This is a genomic window from Nonomuraea coxensis DSM 45129, assembly GCF_019397265.1.
Taxonomy (GTDB): Bacteria; Actinomycetota; Actinomycetes; order Streptosporangiales; family Streptosporangiaceae; genus Nonomuraea; species Nonomuraea coxensis.
Window position 1 is genome coordinate 7,910,195 of sequence record NZ_CP068985.1, and the last position, 18,596, is coordinate 7,928,790.

The 18,596-nt window shown below is 71.6% G+C and carries 22 protein-coding genes; 11 read left to right on the forward strand and 11 right to left on the reverse strand.

Annotation, left to right across the window (positions count from 1 at the left end; genetic code table 11):
- Nucleotides 1-23: 23 nt before the first annotated feature.
- Complete coding sequence (locus Nocox_RS37035; RefSeq protein WP_020545101.1) at nt 24-371, reverse strand: hypothetical protein; 348 nt, start codon at nt 369-371, stop codon at nt 24-26.
- Nucleotides 371-565, reverse strand: a complete 195-nt coding sequence (locus tag Nocox_RS37040) for a helix-turn-helix transcriptional regulator (RefSeq protein ID WP_020545102.1) — start codon at nt 563-565, stop codon at nt 371-373. Before Nocox_RS37040 ends, Nocox_RS37035 begins: the two co-directional genes overlap by 1 nt.
- A 144-nt stretch (nt 566-709) precedes the next feature.
- Between Nocox_RS37040 and Nocox_RS37045 the strand changes: the two genes are divergently transcribed.
- Entirely contained in the window at nt 710-1,252 is a 543-nt protein-coding gene (locus Nocox_RS37045) for a hypothetical protein (protein WP_020545103.1), read from the forward strand.
- A complete protein-coding gene (locus Nocox_RS37050; protein WP_020545104.1) occupies nt 1,252-2,388 on the forward strand; it encodes a tyrosine-type recombinase/integrase in 1,137 nt (378 codons plus the stop codon). Before Nocox_RS37045 ends, Nocox_RS37050 begins: the two co-directional genes overlap by 1 nt.
- Before the next feature lie 13 nt (nt 2,389-2,401).
- On the opposite strand, the gene ychF is transcribed toward Nocox_RS37050, so the two are convergent.
- Entirely contained in the window at nt 2,402-3,478 is a 1,077-nt protein-coding gene (gene ychF / locus Nocox_RS37055) for a redox-regulated ATPase YchF (protein WP_020545105.1), read from the reverse strand.
- 91 nt (nt 3,479-3,569) lie between these two features.
- Between ychF and Nocox_RS37060 the strand changes: the two genes are divergently transcribed.
- Both Nocox_RS37060 and Nocox_RS37065 read left to right on the forward strand, forming a co-directional pair.
- The gene (locus Nocox_RS37060) at nt 3,570-4,823 is read left to right on the forward strand and encodes a DNA recombination protein RmuC (protein WP_020545106.1); all 1,254 of its coding nucleotides are present in this window, start codon (nt 3,570-3,572) and stop codon (nt 4,821-4,823) included.
- Between the two features lie 20 nt (nt 4,824-4,843).
- Complete coding sequence (locus tag Nocox_RS37065; RefSeq protein ID WP_020545107.1) at nt 4,844-5,353, forward strand: DUF6542 domain-containing protein; 510 nt, start codon at nt 4,844-4,846, stop codon at nt 5,351-5,353.
- Nucleotides 5,354-5,381: 28 nt separating this feature from the next.
- On the opposite strand, the gene Nocox_RS37070 is transcribed toward Nocox_RS37065, so the two are convergent.
- Nucleotides 5,382-6,350 carry a 4-hydroxy-3-methylbut-2-enyl diphosphate reductase gene (locus Nocox_RS37070; protein ID WP_026214745.1) on the reverse strand — a complete coding sequence of 323 codons (969 nt, stop codon included), beginning with the start codon at nt 6,348-6,350 and terminating at the stop codon, nt 5,382-5,384.
- A gap of 100 nt (nt 6,351-6,450) precedes the next feature.
- On the opposite strand from Nocox_RS37070, the gene Nocox_RS37075 reads away from it, so the two are divergent.
- Both Nocox_RS37075 and xseA read left to right on the forward strand, forming a co-directional pair.
- Entirely contained in the window at nt 6,451-7,431 is a 981-nt protein-coding gene (locus tag Nocox_RS37075) for a DUF8129 domain-containing protein (protein WP_026214746.1), read from the forward strand.
- Nucleotides 7,432-7,458: 27 nt separating this feature from the next.
- On the forward strand, nt 7,459-8,661 hold the full coding sequence (xseA, locus tag Nocox_RS37080; protein WP_020545109.1) for an exodeoxyribonuclease VII large subunit: 1,203 nt from the start codon (nt 7,459-7,461) through the stop codon (nt 8,659-8,661).
- Nucleotides 8,662-8,665: 4 nt separating this feature from the next.
- On the opposite strand, the gene Nocox_RS37085 is transcribed toward xseA, so the two are convergent.
- On the reverse strand, nt 8,666-9,265 hold the full coding sequence (locus tag Nocox_RS37085) for a TetR/AcrR family transcriptional regulator (RefSeq protein ID WP_020545110.1): 600 nt from the start codon (nt 9,263-9,265) through the stop codon (nt 8,666-8,668).
- Between the two features lie 86 nt (nt 9,266-9,351).
- Here Nocox_RS37085 and Nocox_RS37090 point away from each other — a divergent pair, with 86 nt between their 5' ends.
- A complete protein-coding gene (locus Nocox_RS37090; protein ID WP_020545111.1) occupies nt 9,352-9,765 on the forward strand; it encodes a nitroreductase family deazaflavin-dependent oxidoreductase in 414 nt (137 codons plus the stop codon).
- Here Nocox_RS37090 and Nocox_RS37095 read toward each other — a convergent pair.
- The 3 genes from Nocox_RS37095 to Nocox_RS37105 are packed head-to-tail and all read right to left on the reverse strand — an operon-like array spanning nt 9,762 to nt 11,207.
- Nucleotides 9,762-9,998, reverse strand: a complete 237-nt coding sequence (locus Nocox_RS37095; protein WP_020545112.1) for an exodeoxyribonuclease VII small subunit — start codon at nt 9,996-9,998, stop codon at nt 9,762-9,764. The two genes, Nocox_RS37090 and Nocox_RS37095, sit on opposite strands and share 4 nt — an antisense overlap.
- Before the next feature lie 40 nt (nt 9,999-10,038).
- Nucleotides 10,039-10,572 (reverse strand): DUF4245 domain-containing protein, encoded by a 534-nt coding sequence (locus Nocox_RS37100; protein WP_020545113.1) that lies wholly within the window; start codon nt 10,570-10,572, stop codon nt 10,039-10,041.
- Nucleotides 10,573-10,583: 11 nt separating this feature from the next.
- Nucleotides 10,584-11,207 carry a TetR/AcrR family transcriptional regulator gene (locus Nocox_RS37105; RefSeq protein ID WP_020545114.1) on the reverse strand — a complete coding sequence of 208 codons (624 nt, stop codon included), beginning with the start codon at nt 11,205-11,207 and terminating at the stop codon, nt 10,584-10,586.
- A 219-nt stretch (nt 11,208-11,426) separates the two neighbouring features.
- Between Nocox_RS37105 and glpX the strand changes: the two genes are divergently transcribed.
- Nucleotides 11,427-12,455 carry a class II fructose-bisphosphatase gene (gene glpX, locus Nocox_RS37110; protein WP_026214748.1) on the forward strand — a complete coding sequence of 343 codons (1,029 nt, stop codon included), beginning with the start codon at nt 11,427-11,429 and terminating at the stop codon, nt 12,453-12,455.
- Between the two features lie 32 nt (nt 12,456-12,487).
- Here glpX and Nocox_RS37115 read toward each other — a convergent pair whose 3' ends face one another.
- On the reverse strand, nt 12,488-13,138 hold the full coding sequence (locus Nocox_RS37115) for a DUF1707 SHOCT-like domain-containing protein (RefSeq protein WP_211212740.1): 651 nt from the start codon (nt 13,136-13,138) through the stop codon (nt 12,488-12,490).
- Nucleotides 13,139-13,259: 121 nt separating this feature from the next.
- On the opposite strand from Nocox_RS37115, the gene Nocox_RS37120 reads away from it, so the two are divergent.
- Both Nocox_RS37120 and Nocox_RS37125 read left to right on the forward strand, forming a co-directional pair.
- Nucleotides 13,260-13,943: a DUF998 domain-containing protein gene (locus Nocox_RS37120; RefSeq protein ID WP_063711671.1), complete on the forward strand. Its 684-nt coding sequence runs from the start codon at nt 13,260-13,262 to the stop codon at nt 13,941-13,943.
- A gap of 100 nt (nt 13,944-14,043) precedes the next feature.
- Entirely contained in the window at nt 14,044-15,210 is a 1,167-nt protein-coding gene (locus Nocox_RS37125; RefSeq protein WP_020545118.1) for an MFS transporter, read from the forward strand.
- A 26-nt stretch (nt 15,211-15,236) separates the two neighbouring features.
- On the opposite strand, the gene Nocox_RS37130 is transcribed toward Nocox_RS37125, so the two are convergent.
- Together Nocox_RS37130 and pdxR are read right to left on the reverse strand one after the other, a co-directional pair.
- Nucleotides 15,237-16,184: a Gfo/Idh/MocA family protein gene (locus Nocox_RS37130; RefSeq protein ID WP_026214750.1), complete on the reverse strand. Its 948-nt coding sequence runs from the start codon at nt 16,182-16,184 to the stop codon at nt 15,237-15,239.
- 43 nt (nt 16,185-16,227) lie between these two features.
- Nucleotides 16,228-17,577: a MocR-like pyridoxine biosynthesis transcription factor PdxR gene (gene pdxR, locus Nocox_RS37135; protein WP_020545120.1), complete on the reverse strand. Its 1,350-nt coding sequence runs from the start codon at nt 17,575-17,577 to the stop codon at nt 16,228-16,230.
- Nucleotides 17,578-17,711: 134 nt separating this feature from the next.
- Here pdxR and Nocox_RS37140 point away from each other — a divergent pair, with 134 nt between their 5' ends.
- Nucleotides 17,712-18,590 (forward strand): DMT family transporter, encoded by an 879-nt coding sequence (locus tag Nocox_RS37140; RefSeq protein WP_020545121.1) that lies wholly within the window; start codon nt 17,712-17,714, stop codon nt 18,588-18,590.
- Nucleotides 18,591-18,596 lie beyond the last annotated feature (6 nt).

An 18,596-nucleotide genomic window follows, 5' to 3' on the forward strand; every position in this document is an offset into this window, starting at 1 on the left:
GACCCTTTCAAGAGCGGCGCCCACTAAGCGGCCTTCCTTCCACGCCTGGTCGCGCGGAAGCGCTTAGGGACGATCTGGTAGCGCGCGCCGCACTCGGCCGTCTTCGTCCTCGTGAGGGCGGGCGGCGGGAGCGGGCACGTGTGGCGATGGTCCTGGCCGCACTGCTCGCAGTCGGGCACCTGTATGTCCGCGGTCTTACGGCTGGGCCCGCCGACGAACAGCAGGCCGGCCACGATCGGCAGGGAAGCCTGTCGCGGGAAGTCGTTCCGCTTGTCGCCGCTGGGCTGTACGCTGGCGAAGTCTTCTGTGGCCTTCTGGCCGCTTCCGAGAGCCGCCCCCGCCAGGGCGGCTTTCGTCTTTTCAGGGCTCATCAGGCGGCACCGCTCTCCGCCGCTTCGCGCTCGCGCTCCCACCGCTTTACTTCCGAGTCGCGGTAGAGCACTCGCCTTCCGATCTTCACGCCACGCGGGCCGATCCCAGCGTGACGCCAATACCGCACCGTGGAGGCTTCAGTGCGGAACCAGTCCGCAACCTCTTCGGTGGTACGCCAGGGGTCGTCATCCATGAGCGGACCTTTCAGTGAGACTTCCGCATGTGTTTCATGGCAAGCTAAGCGTAACCCACATGAGGATGCAACTTCTGCGGAGGTTAAACGACAATGGCCGCGCCCTATGCAGAACCAACGGCTGAATGCCATACGGTCGATCCCATGAAGCACCGTTGGCTCATCGGCGATTGGCACCCTGGCGACCCGGAGGAGGACCCGGAGACGGGTAACTACGACCTCCAGCAGTTGGAGGCGAAACTCAAGCAGGACTTCGGCGGCGACCTTTGGCGGGTCTGGGATGCTGACGTGAGCGTGCCGGGCGCCGGCCTGGCCGCTGGCTACACCAAGAACGCCGCAGGCCGGTACGTGCTGTCCGCTGTGATGCTGGTGGGCGACGCCATCACTGCCGATGTGCTGCGCAAGGTGCCTGTTGCCGCCCTCGAAAACTCGATCAACATCAGCGCGACACAGGTTCGCGAAGAGGTCGACAAGCTTCCGCCGCTGAGGCGTGAGCCCGGCATGGACCCCGCCGACTTTGCGCGCCTGGTGGCCGAGCATTACCGCACTTGGAACAAGGCGGTGCCGCACCCCGCCGGCGCAATGGCCGCTGACGCAGGGGTGAGCGTTGGGACCGTACACAACTGGATTCGGGAGGCGCGGCTCCTCAAGCTCCTCCCGCCCGCCAAGAGAGGGAAGGCGATGTAGTGGCCAGCATCAAGAAGCGCCCGAATGGCAAGTGGCGGGCTCGGTATCGGGATGCTGACGGCAAGGAGCACGCCCGCCACTTCGGCAAGAAGCTGGACGCTCGGCGGTGGCTCGATGAGGTCACCGCGAGCGTCCTCACGGGTCAGTACGTTGACCCTCGGGCGGGTCGTGAGACGTTCGACGCTTACGCCGAGCAGTGGCGGGAGGCTAAGCCGCACCGGCCGAGCACAGCGAAAGCGGTCAAGCAGCATCTCACCCGGTACGCCTACCCGGTGTTCGGCAAGCGGCGCCTGTCGTCGATCACCACGTCTGAGGTGCAGAGCTGGGCGACCGGGCTGACGAAGACACACAAGCTCGCACCCTCGACGGTGCGCACGGTCTTCAACACGGTCGCCGCGGTGTTCCGCGCCGCAGCGAAGGACCGGAAGATCGCCCGTACGCCGTGCGAGGACATCGACCTTCCGCCGGTACCTCGCAAGAAGATCGTGCCGCTGACGATCGAGCAGGTTCTACGGCTAGCCGATCAGATGCCTGACCAGTACCGCGCTCTCGTCATCTTCGGGGCGAGCACCGGGTTACGGCCTGGCGAGCTGTTCGGGGTAGAGGTGCGGCACATCAACTTCTTCAAGCGCACACTCGACGTCGAGCAGCAGGTGCAGCAGACCGCCGGCCACGGCGTGCGGGTGTGCGAGCTGAAGACGCCCACCTCGTACCGGACGATCCCGCTCCCACAGATAGCCATCGACGCTCTGGCCGCTCACCTGCAAGCGTTCCCCGCCGAGCTGGACGGGTTCGTGTTCACCGCGCCCGAGGGCGGACCGATCGTCTACAACCACTTCATGGACAACGTCTGGCGTCGGGCGGTGAAGGCGGCGGACCTCCCGGCCGGCACGGGACCTCACGCCCTGAGGCATGCCTACGCCTCGACGCTGATCGCCGCCGGCGAGTCAGTGAAGGCGGTCTCTGAGCGCCTGGGGCACAAGAACGCGGCCATGACGCTGAACGTCTACAGCCACTTGTTCCCGGATTCGGAGGACCGTACGAGGCGAGCGATCGACGCCGCATTTCAAGATCATGCGGACTCTGTGCGGACTGAGGCGACACCTACGGTCGCCCCCTCCCAGCTCAGGCCGTGAATCAGTAGATCATCTAGACGTTGAAACGGAACTCCACCACGTCGCCGTCGCGCATCACGTAGTCCTTGCCCTCGATGCGCGCCTTACCCGCCGCGCGGGCGTTGGCGATCGAGCCGGCCTCGACCAGGTCGTCGAACGAGACCACCTCGGCCTTGATGAAGCCCCGCTGGAAGTCGGTGTGGATCACGCCGGCCGCCTCGGGAGCCGTGGCGCCCTTGCGGATGGTCCAGGCCCTCGTCTCCTTGGGCCCCGCCGTGAGGTAGGTCTGCAGGCCGAGCGTCTCGAAGCCGACCCGGGCGAGCTGGCGCAGGCCGGACTCCTCCTGGCCGACCGACTGCAGCAGCTCCAGCGCCTCCTCCTCGTCGAGCTCGACCAGCTCGGACTCGATCTTGGCGTCGAGGAAGACGGCCTCGGCCGGGGCGACCAGCGTCGAGAGCTGCTCCCTGAGCGCGGTGTCGGTGAGCTCGTCGGCGTCGAGGTTGAACACGTAGAGGAACGGCTTGGCCGTCAGCAGGTGGAGCTCGCGCAGCTCCTCGCGGTCGAGGCCGCTCTCGAAGATGGTCTTGCCGGTCTCCAGGACGGCCAGCGCGGCCTCCGCGGCCTCCAGCGCGGCCTTCTTGTCCTTGTTGTTGCGCGCCTCCTTCTGCAGGCGCGGCACGGCCTTCTCGACCGTCTGCAGGTCGGCCATGATCAGCTCGGTGTTGATCGTCTCGATGTCCCGCTTGGGGGAGATCTCGCCGTCCACGTGCGTGACGTCGGGGTCGCCGAAGACCCGGATCACCTGGCAGATCGCGTCGGTGTCGCGGATGTTGGCGAGGAACTGGTTGCCCCGCCCCTGCCCCTCCGAGGCGCCCTTGACCAGGCCCGCGATGTCGACGAACTCGACCTTGGCGGGCAGGATGCGCGCCGAGCCGAAGATCCCGGCCAGCACGGGCAGGCGGTCGTCCGGCACGCCCACGATGCCCACGTTGGGCTCGATCGTGGCGAACGGGTAGTTGGCCGCGAGCGCGTTGCCGGTCTTGGTCAGCGCGTTGAACAGCGTGGACTTACCGACGTTGGGCAGGCCGACGATGCCGATGGAGAGACTCACGGACAGCGAGTTTACTTGCCGCCGCACCCGGGCGGTTCGCCCGTAGCGTGTCGGGCGGAACCGGGCGCGGAGTCCTGCAATCATCGATCAAGTGGACGTCGTCGCGCTTGTCATCGGTCTGGCCGTCGGGCTGCTCGTCGGTTTCCTCGTGGCGAGGACCCGCGCGGCGGTGCGGGTGGCCGAGGCCGACGCCCGCGCCAAGGCGTCCGCCGACAAGCTGGTCTACGTCGAGGAGCAGCTCGCCGAGCGGTTCCAGGCACTGTCCACCCGCGCGCTCGACGTCAACAACCTGCGTTTCCTGGAGCTCGCGGAGACCAGGCTCGCCGCCACCAGGGCCGAGGCCGCCGGCGACCTGGAGCAGCGCAGGCAGGCCGTCGAGCACCTGGTCGAGCCGCTGAAGGACGCGCTGACGCGGGTCGAGGCGCAGCTCCGCGACACCGAGTCCGGCCAGCGCGCGGCGCGGGCCGAGCTGGCCAAGCAGATGGAGTTCGTCCGCGAGAGCAGCGAGCAGCTCCGCTCCCAGACGACCGCCCTGGTGCGCGCCCTGCAGCGGCCGGAGGCCCGGGGCCGCTGGGGCGAGCTCCAGCTCCGCCGGGTCGCCGAGATCGCGGGCATGCAGCGCCACTGCGACTTCGACGAGCAGGTCGCCGAGGGCGCCATGCGGCCCGACATGGTCGTACGGCTGGCCGGCGGCAAGAACATCGTGGTCGACTCCAAGGTCTCGCTGGCGGCCTATCTGGAGGCCGCGGAGGCGTCCGACGAGTCGCTCGCCACGGTCCGCCTCGACGCCCACGCCAGGCACGTACGCGAGCACATCGACCGGCTGGCCGCCAAGTCCTACTGGCAGGCGTTCAACCCGTCGCCGGAGTTCGTGGTGCTGTTCATCCCCGGCGAGGCGTTCCTCGCGCCCGCGCTCGAACGCGACCCTGGCCTGCTGGAGTACGCGATGACGCGCCGGGTGCACATCGCCACGCCGACGACGCTGATCACGATGCTGCGCACCGCGCACTACGCCTGGCAGCAGGCCGCGCTGAGCGAGAACGCGCGGGCAGTGTTCGAGCTGGGCAAGGAGCTGTACGAGCGGCTGTCGTCCCTCGGCAGGAACGTCGACGCGCTGGGCCGGGCGCTGAGCCGGGCGGTGGAGGCGTACAACAAGTCGGTCGGATCGCTCGAAAGCCGCGTGCTGGTCACCGCACGCAAACTCAACGACCTGGGCGTCGTGGACGGAGACCTGGACCCTCCGGAGATGCTCGACGGCCTGCCGAGACCCCTCGCCTCCCCCGAACTGCTGGAAACCCCGTCACTGTTCTCCCACTCCAACGGTAAGTTGGCCAACGGGACGTAGTGAACGGGGGTGGACCGGTCGTGGAGAAGGGCAGAAAACCCGCCGTCAGGCTGACCGCTCGGGGCGCCATCGCGCTCGCCCTGGTCGCCACCCTGGCCGGCTACGTGCTGGCGGCGCTGCTCGGCATCCAGCAGGTCGTCGGCGCGGCCTTCCTGGTGTCGAGCCTGCTGGGCGTGCTGCTGGTCAACCGGCGCGAGCTGCTGTCGCTGGTGGTGGCGCCCCCGCTGGTGTTCTTCTGCGCCACGCTCGTCGTCGAGCTCGGGCGGGCGCTCGGCTCCGTGTCGATCGTGCAGTCGCTGGCGCTCGGCCTCTACACGTCGCTCACCCGCGGCGCGCCGTGGCTGTTCGCCGGCTCGGCCGTCGTGCTCGGCGTGGCGCTCCGGCGCGGCCTGTGGGACAACGTACGCGACCTGCGGGCGGAGCTGAAGGCGGGCGCGGAGACGCCGCGCCCGCGGCAGCCGACGTTCGTGCCCGAGCCCGAGGGCTACTTCGAGCCCAAGGTCTACGGGACGCCGCGCGGCGAGGACTGACCGCCCCCGCCGCCTCGGGGTCCGGATCTCAGGAGCGGGCGCGCAGGTCCTTGCGCAGCTCGTGGGGCAGGGCGAAACGCATGCTCTCCTGCACCGGCTCGACCTCGGTGACGTCGCCGAAGCCGTGCTTGGCCAGCCGCGCCAGCACCTCCTCGACCAGCTCCTCGGGCACCGACGCGCCGCTCGTGACGCCGACCGTGGTGACGCCCTCCAGCCACTCGTCGCGGATGAAGTCGGCGTTGTCGACGAGGTAGGAGGCGTCGGCGCCGTAGTCCTTCGCCACCTCGACCAGGCGCTTGGAGTTGGAGGAGTTCTCGGAGCCGACCACGATGACGAGCTGCGACTCGGCGGCGATCTCCTTCACCGCGATCTGGCGGTTCTGGGTGGCGTAGCAGATGTCGTCGCTCGGCGGGTCGAGCAGGTTGGGGAAGCGCTGCTTGAGCCGGGCCACGGTCTCGGTGGTCTCGTCGACCGAGAGCGTGGTCTGCGACAGCCACACCAGCCGGTCGGGGTCCTTCACCTCGACCCGGTCGACCGCGTCGAGGCCGTCGACGAGCTGGATGTGCCGAGGCGCCTCGCCGGAGGTGCCCTCGACCTCCTCGTGGCCCTCGTGCCCGATCAGCAGGATCTCGTAGTCCTGGCCGGCGAACCGCTTGGCCTCGTTGTGCACCTTGGTGACCAGCGGGCAGGTGGCGTCGATGGTGCGCAGGCCGCGCTGATCGGCCTCCTGGTGCACCGCGGGCGACACGCCGTGGGCCGAGAACACCACGATCGAGCCCTCGGGCACCTCCTCGGTCTCCTCGACGAAGATGGCGCCCCTGGCCTCAAGCGTCTTGACGACGTGCGTGTTGTGGACGATCTGCTTGCGGACGTAGATCGGGGCGCCGTACTGCTCCAGCGCCTTCTCGACCGCGACCACGGCTCGATCGACTCCGGCACAGTAGCCCCGTGGCTTGGCTACGAGGACTCGGCGGGAAGAGGGGGTCTGGGGCTCCATACTTCTTATGCTACGTGGAGCGACCATCTGGCCCGCCCGTGCGTGGTAGCCCGCGGCTTGCCAGACTGGCCGTCCAATACTGACCTCCCAGGGAGACGTCATGTCCCTCAGCGACGTGATACGCAACATCGCCAAAACCGTCACCAACAAGGACGAGCTGAAGGAGAAGGCGAAAGACCTTCCGCTGCTCGTCATCCAGAGCACGCTCAGCGCCGCCGGGCAGGCGCTGCTGGTCGTCGACCGGGTGAAGAACTCGATCAAGGGCATCGGCGGCAAGGCGGAGCGCGAGGAGACGGACGAGTCGCGTCCCTCCGCCGCCGACCAGATCGCCGCGGCGCCGGCCGTCAGCGAGGAGGACAAGCCGGCGCGCAAGGAGCCCGTCATCTTCGCGCCGCGGCCCGCCGCCGGCGAGACGAACGGCACCGCCAAGGGCAAGCCGGACCCGGTCATCTTCGCCCCGTCCAAGCCCGCAGCCCAGCCCGAGCCCGCCGCCGAGCCCGCGGCCAAGGCCGAGCCGAAGACCGACCCCAAGACGACGGCCCAGACCGAGCCGAAGATCGCGGACGAGCCGAAGGCCACGGACACACCGAAGGCCGCGGACGAGCCCGCCGCCAAGGTCGAGCCGGTCGCTGCGCCTGAGCCCACCGCGGCCGCCGAGCCGGTCGCCGCCCCTGAGCCGGTCGCGGCCCCTGAGCCGCCCGTCGCGCCCGAGCCCGCCGCCAAGGTCGAGCCGGTGTCCGTCGCCCCGGCCGAGGCCGCCGTCGAGAAGCCCGCCGCCGCCGAGGCCGTCATCGAGGAGCCCGCCGCCGCCGAGGCCGTCGTCGGGGAGCCCGCCGCCGCCGAGGCGGCCGCCGGGGACCCCGCCGCCGAGGAGCCGGTCGTCGGGGTGCCCCCGGCCGGGCTGGTGGAGCCGCTCCCCGGGTACGGCGACCTGACCGTCGCGTCCCTGCGCGCCCGCATGCGCGGCAAGTCCGCCGCCCAGATCAGCGACTACCTCGCCTACGAGCGCGCCACCCAGGACCGCCCCGAGGTGGTGCGCATGTTCGAGAACCGCCTCACCAAGCTGCAGGCCGGCGAGTAGACCGCACCGAGCCCGTAGTCTTCCGCCATGACCTCGAAGACCACACCGGAGTCCCCGCTGCCGATCCGCACGGTCCTGCAGATGGTGGGCGGCTGGATCGGCAGGCTCGGCACGGTGTGGGTCGAGGGCCAGATCACCGATCTGAGCACGCGCGGCGGCACGGTGTTCCTGACCCTGCGCGACCCGGTCGCCAACGTCTCCGCCAGGGTCACCGCTCCCCGGGGCGTCTACGAGGCGGCCGTGCCCCGGCCGGCCGACGGCGCCCGGGTGGTGCTGCAGGTGAAACCGGATTTCTGGGTCAACAAGGGCACGTTCGCCTTCACGGCGCTGGAGATCCGCCCGGTCGGCGTGGGCGAGCTGCTGGTCAGGCTGGAGCGGCTCAGGCAGCTCCTGGCGGCCGAGGGGCTGTTCAACGCCGACAGGAAGCGGCGGCTGCCGTTCCTGCCGGGCACGATCGGGCTCATCTGCGGCCGCGAGTCGGCGGCCGAGCGCGACGTGCTGGAGAACGCCCGCCGGCGCTGGCCCGCCGTGCGCTTCAAGGTCGAGGAGGTGGCGGTCCAGGGCCCGTACGCGGTGGGCGAGGTCACCGAGGCGCTGCGCAAGCTGGACGCGGACGCCGAGATCGAGGTCATCGTCGTCGCCCGAGGCGGCGGCTCGCTGGAGGACCTGCTGCCGTTCTCGGACGAGACGCTGGTCCGCGCGGTGGCCGCGTGCCGCACGCCGGTCGTGAGCGCGATCGGGCACGAGCAGGACAGCCCGCTGCTCGACCTGGTGGCCGACGTACGCGCGTCCACGCCCACCGACGCCGCCAAGAAGGTCGTGCCCGACGTGGGCGAGCAGCTCGCGCTGGTCCGCCAGCTCCGCGACCGGGGCCGCCGGGTGGTGACCGGCTGGCTCGACAGGGAGATGTCCTGGCTGACGTCGGTGCGCTCGCGACCCGCGCTCGCCGATCCGGTACGCGAGCTGGAGCGCCGCGCCGAGCAGGTGGACGCGCTGCGCGAGCGGGCCAGGCGCTCGCTGTCCGGCTCCCTGGACCGCGCCGCCGACGATCTGGTGCACCTGCGGGCCCGCCTGGTCGCGCTGTCGCCGGCGGCCACCCTGGAGCGCGGCTACGCCATCGTGCAGCACCCGTCGGGCGAGGTCGTCCGCCTGGCGAGGGACGTCCCGCCGGGTTCGCCGCTGACGGTCCGCCTGTCCGACGACCGCCTGTCGGTGCGTACCGAGGAGTGACCTGTCAGGCGCGGACGGCCGCCGCGGCGAGCGCGGCGAGCCCGGCCTTGATCTGCCCGACGCTCATCCCCCGCTCCTCCCGCTGGTACGCGATCAGCCCGGCGTTGACCGGCGCGAGCAGCGCGTCGGCGAGGTAGGCGGCGTCCGCGTCCGGCCGGACCTGCCCGATGAGCGTGGCCAGGTGGATGTGGTGCACCCGGTACGGCCTGCCGCGCCAGGGCTGCCCGCCCTTCTCCAGCAGCAGGAACAGCTCCCGCTGCGCCAGGACGCGATCGACCAGCGCGCCGAGGAAGGCCACGATCCGCTCCTCGGCGGGCGCGCCGGGCCCGAGCGGCGGCGGCCCGGAGAGGAACTCCGTCTGCAGGCGCCGCTCCTGCTCGTCCAGCAGCGCGAGGATGAGCCCGCTGCGGTCGCCGAAGCGCCGGTAGACGGTGCCGACGCCGACGCCCGCCGTTCTCGCCACCTCGTCGAGGGAGAGCCCGGCGGCGCCGCGCTCGGCGATGATCCTGGCCGTCACGTCGATGATCTTCTGCCGGTTCCGCGCGGCGTCGGCCCGTTCGGGCTGGGGTTGCCCGAGGACGGGAAGGGAGGGACGGCCGCGCATGGTCGGAGCATACAAGGTTGTAACCGGAGACCCCTCCGGTTAGGCTGCCGAACCGGAGAACTCTCCGATTGAAAAGGGAGCCAAGCATGGCCAACGACTTCAACCAGCAGATCATCGACGAGTTCCGCGCCAACGAGGGGCGGGTCGGCGGCATGTTCGAGGGCTCGCCGCTGCTGCTGCTCACCACCACCGGCGCGCGGAGCGGCCGGCAGACCACCACACCGGTGATGTACCTGCCGGACGGCGACCGCTATGTGATCATCGCCTCGAACGCCGGCGCCGACCAGCACCCGGCCTGGTACCACAACCTCCGGGCCCACCCGGTCGCCACCGTCGAGGTCGGCACGGACACGTTCCAGGCCAAGGCCGTGCCCGTCGAGGGCGAGGAGCGCGACCAGCTCTACGCCCGCATGGTCGCCGTCGCCCCCGGCTTCGCCGAGTACGAGCGCAAGACCAGCCGCCGCATCCCGGTGCTGGCGCTGAACCCCGAGAGCGCCTAGAAGGGCGTGTCGTCACCGTGGCCGGGCTCGGCCCGGCGGGCCATGGCGGCGGCGAGCTTGACCCGGGCCCCCTGGAGCCACTCCTCGCAGACGGCCGCCAGCCGCTCGCCGCGCTCCCAGAGCTCGATCGACTGCTCCAGGGTGAGCCCGCCGGTCTCCAGGCGCCGTACGACCTCGGTCAGCTCCTCGCGGGCCTGCTCGTAGGAGGGCGTCTTCTCGTCTGCTGCTGCCACGGGAACCACCCTAGACGCCCGGACGCGCCCCGGCGGACGGCTACGACGTCTTGGGGCGCTGCTGGAGCAGGCCCGCCAGCTCGGCCAGCTCCGGCCAGTCGGCCGTGCCGGTGACCACGAGCGTCACGTCGGGCAGGACGCGCACCAGCGTGCGCTGGTTCTTGTCCTCGCGGAAGCGCCGCTCCCAGGTCTCGCCGCCGATCTCCTGCGTGCCGACGGCCTTGTCGGAGTTGGCCATGCGGTTGGCGAACTCGGCCGCGGGCCGCTCGTCGCTCTGCGCGAACATCGCGTGCTCGCGCTTGGCGGTGGCGAAGCCGAGGTAGAGGACCTGGGCGCCGTTCTTGCCCTGGGCGATGCGGTTGCTGTTGGGCACCCAGCCCGCGGGGTCCTGACGCGGCGACCATACCTGGTAGGGCACGTCGTGGGAGAAGTTGGCGACGGTGATGGAGTAGTCGCGCCGCGGGATGTGCTCCTCCCGGCCCTGCGGCGCGATCAGCACGAAGGCCACCGCCCCCGCCAGGCAGATGAAGAGCGCTACCGCGTAACCGTAGAAGCCGTCCGTGAACCGTCGCACATCGCCCGAGGTTACCCGCTGGAGGAGGCGGTCGCCCCAGTGGTGGTCCCCGAGACGACCGGGCGGATCTGCCCGATGATGGCGAGAACCTCCTCGGCCAGCGCCCGGTCGCCGGTGCGTACGACCTCCGAGACCGCCGCCGCCAAGGCGCCCGTGATCACCACCACCAGCGCCGACTCGTCCTCGAACAGCGCCGCGTTGAGCTGCGCCCACTTGCGCAGCCGGTCGCGCATGACCACCTCGAAGCCGGGCGGGCCGTCGCCGCGCAGGAACAGCGCGGCCAGCTCGCGCTCCTCCAGGCAGCCGTCGAGGTAGGCGCGGGCGGCGCTCACGAACACCCGCATGCGGTCGCTCTCGCCGGCCGCGCGGGCCTCCCTGGCCGCCTGCTTGGTGCGCTGCGACTGGCGGGCCTGCCACTCCTCGAAGAGCGTGAGATAGAGGTCGGCCTTGCCGGAGAAATGGTGGTAGAGGCTGCCGACGCTGGCCTCCGCCCGGGACACCACATCGGTCACGCCGGCCTCGGCGAAGCCCTTGGAGACGAAGATCTCCCTCGCCGCGGTGAGCAGCGCGCTGCGCGTCGCCGCGCCCCGTTCCGACGTGCGCGGCTGGGTCACGACGGGTTCCACTTCGCTCATACGCTCTCCTCCACGCACGACGCCCTGCTCCATGGTGAAGGCGAGATGTCTGCCGCGCACGTGAATGGCGCAAAATCCGTTCTCCGCCCCGCAGGCGCAGCTCGAAGCTTACCGACCGGGTACGGCCGGGCCGAGATCCGAAGGCAGCACATCATCCGCCTCAAGCCGGGAAAAGTACGGCATCTACCATCGAGTAAGTCGTCTTCGAGGAGGCCAATGATGTCCGAGTCGGTCCCCGCGCCGCTCGCCACGAGCGAGCACGCCCCTGATCGCAACCTGGCGCTGGAGCTTGTCCGCGTCACCGAGGCCGCCGCCATGGCCGCCGCCCGCTGGGTCGGCAGAGGTGACAAGAACGGCGCCGACGGCGCGGCCGTGAACGCCATGCGCCAGCTCATCAACACCGTCTCCATGAACGGCGTGGTGGTCATCGGCGAGGGCGAGAAGGACCACGCCCCCATGCTGTTCAACGGCGAGCACGTCGGCGACGGCAGCGGCCCCGACTGCGACGTGGCCGTGGACCCGATCGACGGCACCCGGCTGACGGCGCTCGGCATGCCCGACGCGGTGTCGGTGATCGCGGTGAGCGAGCGCGGCTCGATGTACGACCCGTCGGCCGTTTTCTACATGGAGAAGCTGGTCACCGGCCCAGAGGCGGCCGACGTCGTGGACATCGACGCCCCCGTGTCGGCCAACATCCAGGCCGTGGCGCGGGCCAAGCACTGCTCGCCCTCCGACGTGACGGTGGTCGTGCTCGACCGGCCCCGGCACGAACGGCTGGTCAAGGAGATCAGGGAGACCGGGGCGCGGATCAAGTTCATCACCGACGGCGACGTGGCGGGCGCCATCATGGCGGCGCGCACCGGCACCGGCATCGACCTCATGCTCGGCATCGGCGGCACGCCCGAGGGCATCGTGGCGGCGTGCGCGCTCAAGTGCCTGGGGGGCGTGATCCAGGGCAAGCTGTGGCCGCGGGACGACGCCGAACGGCAGCGGGCCATCGACGCCGGGCACGACCTCGGGCAGGTGCTCACCACCAACGACCTGGTCCGCTCCGACGACGTGTTCTTCGCCGCGACCGGCATCACGCAGGGCGAGCTCATGCAGGGCGTACGGTTCCGGGCCGGCTCGGCGATGACGCAGTCGCTGGTGATGCGCGGGCGGTCGGGGACCATCAGGAAGATCGAGAGCGAGCACCAGCTCTGGAAGTTGCGGGCTTACAGCGCCATCAACTTCGACACGGCCGGCTGAGACCTGGCGGTGGTTGAGGCCCGTGGGTGGGGTCAGCGGCGGCGTTTGCGGCGGGGGGGTTCCTTGACCTTGACCTCGCCGGCGAAGTTCGTCGTGCGGACCTCCACCACGGGCGCGCCGGGCTCGGTGGGCTGCTTGGTGAGGCGGACGGTCTTGCCCTTGGCGACCCTGATGACCTCGAGGTCCTCGGGCACCTGGATCTCCAGCCCGCCGAAGACCAGCGTGGCGTTGATGACCACCCGCCGGTTCTGCAGGATGGCGTCGCGCAGGTCCAGCTTGGTGGTGCCGAACATGGCCGTCACCGCGAGCTCGGCGGGCACGACCCAGCGCCCGCCCCGCCGTTCCTGCTTGAAGATGGCCGAGACCGGCCGGCCGTCGAGGTTGAGCGGCTGCTGGTCGGCGGGGAGCAGGTCGGCGGTGAGCCCGGCGAGGTCGCCGAGGGTGCGCGCCGAGTAGAGCACGCCGAGGCGTTCCTCCAGCTCCTCCAGCGTGATCCGGCCGTCGGCGTGGGCGTCCTGGAGCACCTGCGCGATGCGTTCGCGGTCGGCGTCGGAGGCCCGCAGCTCGGACGGAGCCGGCAGGTCGGCCGCGGCGGGCGGACGCCGCGCGGACACGAACTCCTCGGCCAGCCGTTCACCGACTTCCTGCAGCTTCGGCAACCAGGACCCTGCGCGTTCGTTCACATCTCCGACGATATCCCCCGACGGGCGGTTTCGCTCGGCGCGCTACGCCGGAATCATCGCGCGATTCGCTCCGTTGATCCCGTCAAAAGGCCGGGCAAAGGCCGCGCAGACGGAGGTGGGCGTGCATCAACCGGCACGATGGGGACTGGGCGCGGCCGGGGCGGGCGTCCTCCTGGTCCTCGGCCTGGACCTGACCAGCGTGGACGAGATCAACCCGTTCAGGCGGACCATCAGCGAGCACGGTCTCGGTCCCGGCGGCTGGGTCTTCGGCCTCGGCGTGGGCCTGCTGGCGGCCGGGTCGGCGGCCATCGCGGTGTCGCTGGCCCGCAGGCGGCTCGCCGGGATCGTCGGCACGGTCGCGCTGCTGGGCTGGAGCGTGGGCCTGTTCCTGACGGCCTGGTTCGAGAAGCACGACTGGTCGGTGGGGCCCAGCATGAGCGGCAGCATTCACCGGGTGGGCAGCTTCGTGGCGTTCCTGTGCCTGCCGCTGGCGGTCCTGGTGATCGCCAGGCCGCGTTCGCGGGCGTGGCGGCGGGAGCGGTCGCGGGCCACGCTGGTCGCCTTCTGTCTCGGCGTCTGCTCGGTGCTGTGGGTGGCGGGCATCGCGACGATGATCCTCATAGGGGCGCGGGCGGGGCTGCCCTGGTATCGGGTGATGCCGCTCGGGCTGGTGGAGAGGGGGCTGGCGGTCACCGAGGTGGCCGCGCTGCTCGCGCTCGGCGTGTGGGCGGCGGCAAGGCGGCTCGACGCCGCCCCTGCCGGGACGGCGCCGGAGCCCGGCGGGGCGATGAGGTCGTCCGCGTAGCCCGTCGCGATGCCCCTGCTCCGCTGCTGGCGCGACGGCCTGGCGTGCGGCTAACCTGACTCCGCCTCACGTTTGATCTCCCCCCAATCAGGAGGCCGCCGTGCCGTCCCCGCGCGACCGCCAGGCCCGTGTGGCCACGTCCGCCGTCTTCGCCCTCCAAGGGCTGTCCTTCGCCTCACTGCTGGTCCAGGTCGCGAACCTGCAGGCCAAGCACGGCATCGACGACGGCACGCTCACGCTGCTGCTGCTCATCGTGCCGGTGTTCGCGGGCGTCGGCAGCGTGGCGGCCGGCACGTACGCCGCCCGCCACGGCAGCAGGCCGCTGCTGCGCGCCGCCCAGCCGGTGGTCGCCGCCGCCGTGGTGCTCGCCGGGCTCGCGCCGAACGTGCCGCTGCTGATCCCGGTGCTGCTGGTGTTCGGGGTGTCGGTCGGCGCCGTGGACGCGGGCATGAACATGCAGGGCGTCGCGGTCGAACGCCGCTACGGCATCCAGGTGCTCAACGGGTTCCACTGCGTGTGGAGCGTGCTCAGCCTGGCCGGGGCGCTGTGGGCGTCGGCCGCCTCCGGGCTGCCGCTCCACTGGATCATGGCGATCCCCATGGTCGTCGTCGTGGCCGGCTCGCTCTACGCCGGGCCCCGCCTCTGCGCGAAGGAGGAGGAGCAGCCGGAGAGCGAGGTCTCGCCCATCGGCGGCTCGCTCCCCTGGCGGCCGCTCATCCCGCTCTGCCTGGCCATGGCCTTCCTCTACATCGGCGACGCCGCCGTCTCCAACTTCAACACCGTCCTCATGAAGAACGAGCTGCACGCGAGCGCGGGCGTCATCCCGCTGGCGTACGCCGCCTACCAGGCGACGACGCTCGCCGTCCGGCTCGGCGGCGACGTCGCGGCCCGCCGGTACGGGCCCGCCGCCATCGTGCGCATCGGCGCGGTGATCGCCACGGCCGGCTTCCTCGGCGTGGTCCTCGCGCCCAACCAGGTGCTCGGCATCGTCGCGTTCGGCCTGACCGGGGTGGGGCTCGCGGTCGTCGGGCCGCAGTCGTTCTCGGCGGCGGGCAAGCTCGACCCGGCAGGCACCGGCGTGGCCATCGCCCGGGTCAACCTCTTCAACTACATCGGCTTCATCCTCGGCGCGGCCCTGATCGGCGGCATCGCGGAGGCGGCGAACTACCGGGTGGCGTACGCGGCGCCGCTGGTGCTGGCGGCCGCGATCTTCGTGCTGGCGCCCGCCTTCCAGCCCAGGACCCCGGCCGCTCCGGCCGCCGCCTGATCACCTGCCCTGATCACCTGCCCTGGTCAGCGGCCGGGACGGACGACCTCGGCCAGCTCGACAGGACGGTTCTCGCGCAGCGACAGGTCGGCGGCCTCGGCGACGTACAGGGCGGACAGGGCGTCGAGAATGGTGCAGGGGTTCTCGGCGCCGGTCAGGAAGGCGTCGATCTCGCTGCGGTAGGCGTGCTCGAACCGGGTGACGAAGTCCGGCCAGGGCTCATCCGGCTCCGGCAGGCCCTCGACGCTGCGGAGCGGCGCGCGCGGGCCGAGGCCGACCGCCTGGGTGCGGCGGGTGCCTGCCAGCTCCATGCGCACGTCGTAGCCGGCGCCGTTGTAGCGGGAGCCCTGGAGGGTGGCGAGCGTGCCGTCGTCCAGCGTGAGCAGCGCCGTGCTGGTGTCGACGTCGCCGGCCTCGGCGAAGAACGCCGCCCCCCGGTTGGCCCCGCGCGCGAACACCGAGACCACCTCGCGGCCGGTGACCCAGCGCAGCGCGTCGAAGTCGTGGACGTGGCAGTCGCGGAAGATCCCCCCGGACAGCGGCAGGTACGACGCCGGCGGCGGCGCGGGATCGGCCGTCACCAGGTGGACGCGGTGCAGCTCGCCCAGCTCCCCCGCGCGCAGCGCCGCCCGCGCCGCCGCGTATCCAGGGTCGAACCTGCGCTGGAAGCCGATCTGCACCCGGTGCCCCTCGGTCGCCTCCAGCACCTTCAGCGTCTCGGCCACCGTGCCGGCCGCCGGCTTCTCGCAGAAGACGGGGATGCCCCGGGCGCACGCCTTGAGTATCAGGTCGGCGTGCGTGCTGGTGGGGGTGGCGATGACGACGGCGTCCACGTCGAACGGGTCGCCGGGCTCGCCGTACGGGGTGCTGCGCACGGGGTCGGCCACGACCAGCTCGTCCACCAGCGGGTGCGCTGCCAGGGTGGCGGCGTGAAAGGCTCCGATCCGGCCGAGACCCAGCAGTCCCACACGCATGGCGGCTCCAGTGACGCGACGTGCCTCCTTTCTAGGCGAGGCGTCAGCCTGGGTCAACCATTTGTCCTGACATTCGGACCTTCAATCCGTGGACGACCTCGGGCGCCTGGCGCGCCGGCAGCCGGGCGAACCCGACGACCACGGCGGGCGGACCGGCGAGCTCGCGCATCGGACCCACCGGCTCGGCCGACAGTCCGAGCTCGCGCGCCGCGCGCACCACGTCCCGCTCGGCCCAGCCGTCCGGGAGCTCCAGGTATACGTGCAGCCCCGCCTCGATGCCCTTGACCCGCACCTGTGGCAGCTCCTCGGACAGCGCCGCGACCAGGGCGTCCCTGCGGCGGCGGTACTCCCTCCGCATGCGCCGCAGATGCCTGTCGTAGCCGCCGGTGCGCAGGAAGTGCGCGAGGGCGTACTGGTCGACGACCGGGGAGCCGAGGTCCAGCTCGCCGCGCGCCCGGCGGACCTCCTCGGCCAGCTCCGGCGGCGCGGCCACCCAGCCGAGGCGCAGCCCGGGGGCCAGCGCCTTGCTCACGCTGCCGGACAGGACCACCCGGTCCGGGGCGAGGCCCTGGAGGCAGCCGACGGGGTCGCGGTCGAAACGGAACTCGGCGTCGTAGTCGTCCTCCAGGACGTACCGGCCGCCCGCGTGCGCCCACTCCACGAGCGCCGCGCGGCGCGGCGGGGACAGGACCACGCCCGTCGGGAACTGGTGCGCCGGGGTGACCAGGGCCGCCTCGCCCGTCAGCCGCCGTACGTCGAGGCCCTCCTCGTCCACGGGCACCGGCACGAGCCGGGCGCCCGCCCGCCGCAGCAGCGGGACCTGGCCGAGGCTCGTCGGGTCCTCCACGGCGAGGCGCAGGCCGCGTTCCCGGCTCAGGACGTGCACCACCAGGCTGAGGCCCTGGGCGACGCCGCCGACGACGACCAGGTTCTCCGGGCGCACGTCGGCCGCCCGGACCCGGCGCAGGTAGCCGGCCAGCTCCTCGCGCAGCTCGGGCACGCCGCCGGGGTCGCCGTAGTCGAGGGCGTCGGACGGCACGGCGGTCAGGACGTGGCGGACGGCGGCGAGCCAGCGCTGCCGGGGGAAATGGGCGAGATCGGGCGAGGTGGGCCGATGCCCGTAGTAGCTCCCCCGGCGAACGTCGCGCGCGGGCGCCGGGGGACGGGGGACGGGAGGGCGGTCGGGGGCCGGGGCGAGGTCGGGGGTGGCGGGGGTTCTCGGGGTGACGTGGGTGCCCGTGCCGACGCGCGAGGCCAGGAACCCTTCGGCGACGAGCTGCTCGTACGCCTCCACCACCACTCCCCTGGACACCTGGAGGTCGGCGGCGAGGTCGCGGGTGGCGGGCAGCCGGGTGCCGGGCGCGAGCCGCCCGCCCCGGATGGAGTTCCGCAACTCGGAGGCAATTTGCCCCGCAATTCCACCTTTTTCCCGATTTATCCGGATGTGTAAGTCGGCCACATTGGTCCTGTCTTCCGGCGCTGGATTGGACTGTTTACGCGAACCAATGTCTTTCTAGCATCCTTCGCATGAAGCACGGCATCCTCGGCGCCTCGTCCGCCATGTTCCTGGTCGGCACGCTGGCCGGCGTCTCCGGTCTCGTCGGCGCGTACCCGCTGTACGGCGGCCAGGCGGTCCGGTACCTCGTCGCGGCCGCCATCCTGCTCCTCCTCACCCGCCTGCTCGGCCTGCGGTTCGTCCGCCTGACCGGCCGCGAGAGCGGGTACCTCGGCCTGCTCACGCTGCTCGGCCTGGTCGTGTTCAACGTGTGCGTCATCGAGGCCACCCGCGCCGCCGGCCCCGTCCTGGTCGGCACCGTCCTCGGCACCGTGCCGCTGTGGCTCGCCCTGGCCGGCGGCCGTCCCGCGCCACGGCTGCTGGCCGGCGCGGCGGTCGTGGTGGCCGGCGCCACCCTCGCCACCGGGCTCGGCACCGGCAACCTGCCCGCACTCCTCTGGTCGCTCGGCGCCCTGGCCGGCGAGGTCGCCTTCTCGCTGCTGGCCATCCCGCTGCTGCCCAGGCTGGGGGCGATCCGGGTGTCGGCGTACTCGACGGCGCTGGCCGTCCCGATGCTGCTCGCCGTCGGGCTCGTGGCCGAGGGCACGGCGATGTTCCGGGTGCCGACGATGCCGGAGACGCTCGGCTTCGCCTACATGTCGGTCGTCATCACGGTGCTCGCCTTCTTCCTCTGGTACACCGCGCTCCCCCGGCTCGGCCCCGGGACGGCGGGCCTGTTCGCCGGGCTCATCCCGGTGGGGGCGATCGTGACGGGAGCGGTGCTGGGCGTCGCCGTGCCCTCCGCGTACGACCTGATGGGCGCCGCGCTCGTGATCGCCGGCATCCTCGTCGGGCTCACGGCCCCGGCCCCGGCAGGGGAGCCCGTACGGGCCGCCGCGGGAGGCGCGTAATCTACA

Coding starts and splice junctions, on each gene's coding strand:
- Nocox_RS37035 (WP_020545101.1), bottom strand. CDS start 371: ATGAGCCCTGAAAAGACGAAAGCCGCCCTGGCGGGGGCGGCTCTCGGA.
- Nocox_RS37040 (WP_020545102.1), bottom strand. CDS start 565: ATGGATGACGACCCCTGGCGTACCACCGAAGAGGTTGCGGACTGGTTC.
- Nocox_RS37045 (WP_020545103.1), top strand. CDS start 710: ATGAAGCACCGTTGGCTCATCGGCGATTGGCACCCTGGCGACCCGGAG.
- Nocox_RS37070 (WP_026214745.1), bottom strand. CDS start 6,350: ATGGAGCCCCAGACCCCCTCTTCCCGCCGAGTCCTCGTAGCCAAGCCA.
- Nocox_RS37075 (WP_026214746.1), top strand. CDS start 6,451: ATGTCCCTCAGCGACGTGATACGCAACATCGCCAAAACCGTCACCAAC.
- xseA (WP_020545109.1), top strand. CDS start 7,459: ATGACCTCGAAGACCACACCGGAGTCCCCGCTGCCGATCCGCACGGTC.
- Nocox_RS37085 (WP_020545110.1), bottom strand. CDS start 9,265: ATGCGCGGCCGTCCCTCCCTTCCCGTCCTCGGGCAACCCCAGCCCGAA.
- Nocox_RS37090 (WP_020545111.1), top strand. CDS start 9,352: ATGGCCAACGACTTCAACCAGCAGATCATCGACGAGTTCCGCGCCAAC.
- Nocox_RS37105 (WP_020545114.1), bottom strand. CDS start 11,207: ATGAGCGAAGTGGAACCCGTCGTGACCCAGCCGCGCACGTCGGAACGG.
- glpX (WP_026214748.1), top strand. CDS start 11,427: ATGTCCGAGTCGGTCCCCGCGCCGCTCGCCACGAGCGAGCACGCCCCT.
- Nocox_RS37130 (WP_026214750.1), bottom strand. CDS start 16,184: ATGCGTGTGGGACTGCTGGGTCTCGGCCGGATCGGAGCCTTTCACGCC.
- Nocox_RS37140 (WP_020545121.1), top strand. CDS start 17,712: ATGAAGCACGGCATCCTCGGCGCCTCGTCCGCCATGTTCCTGGTCGGC.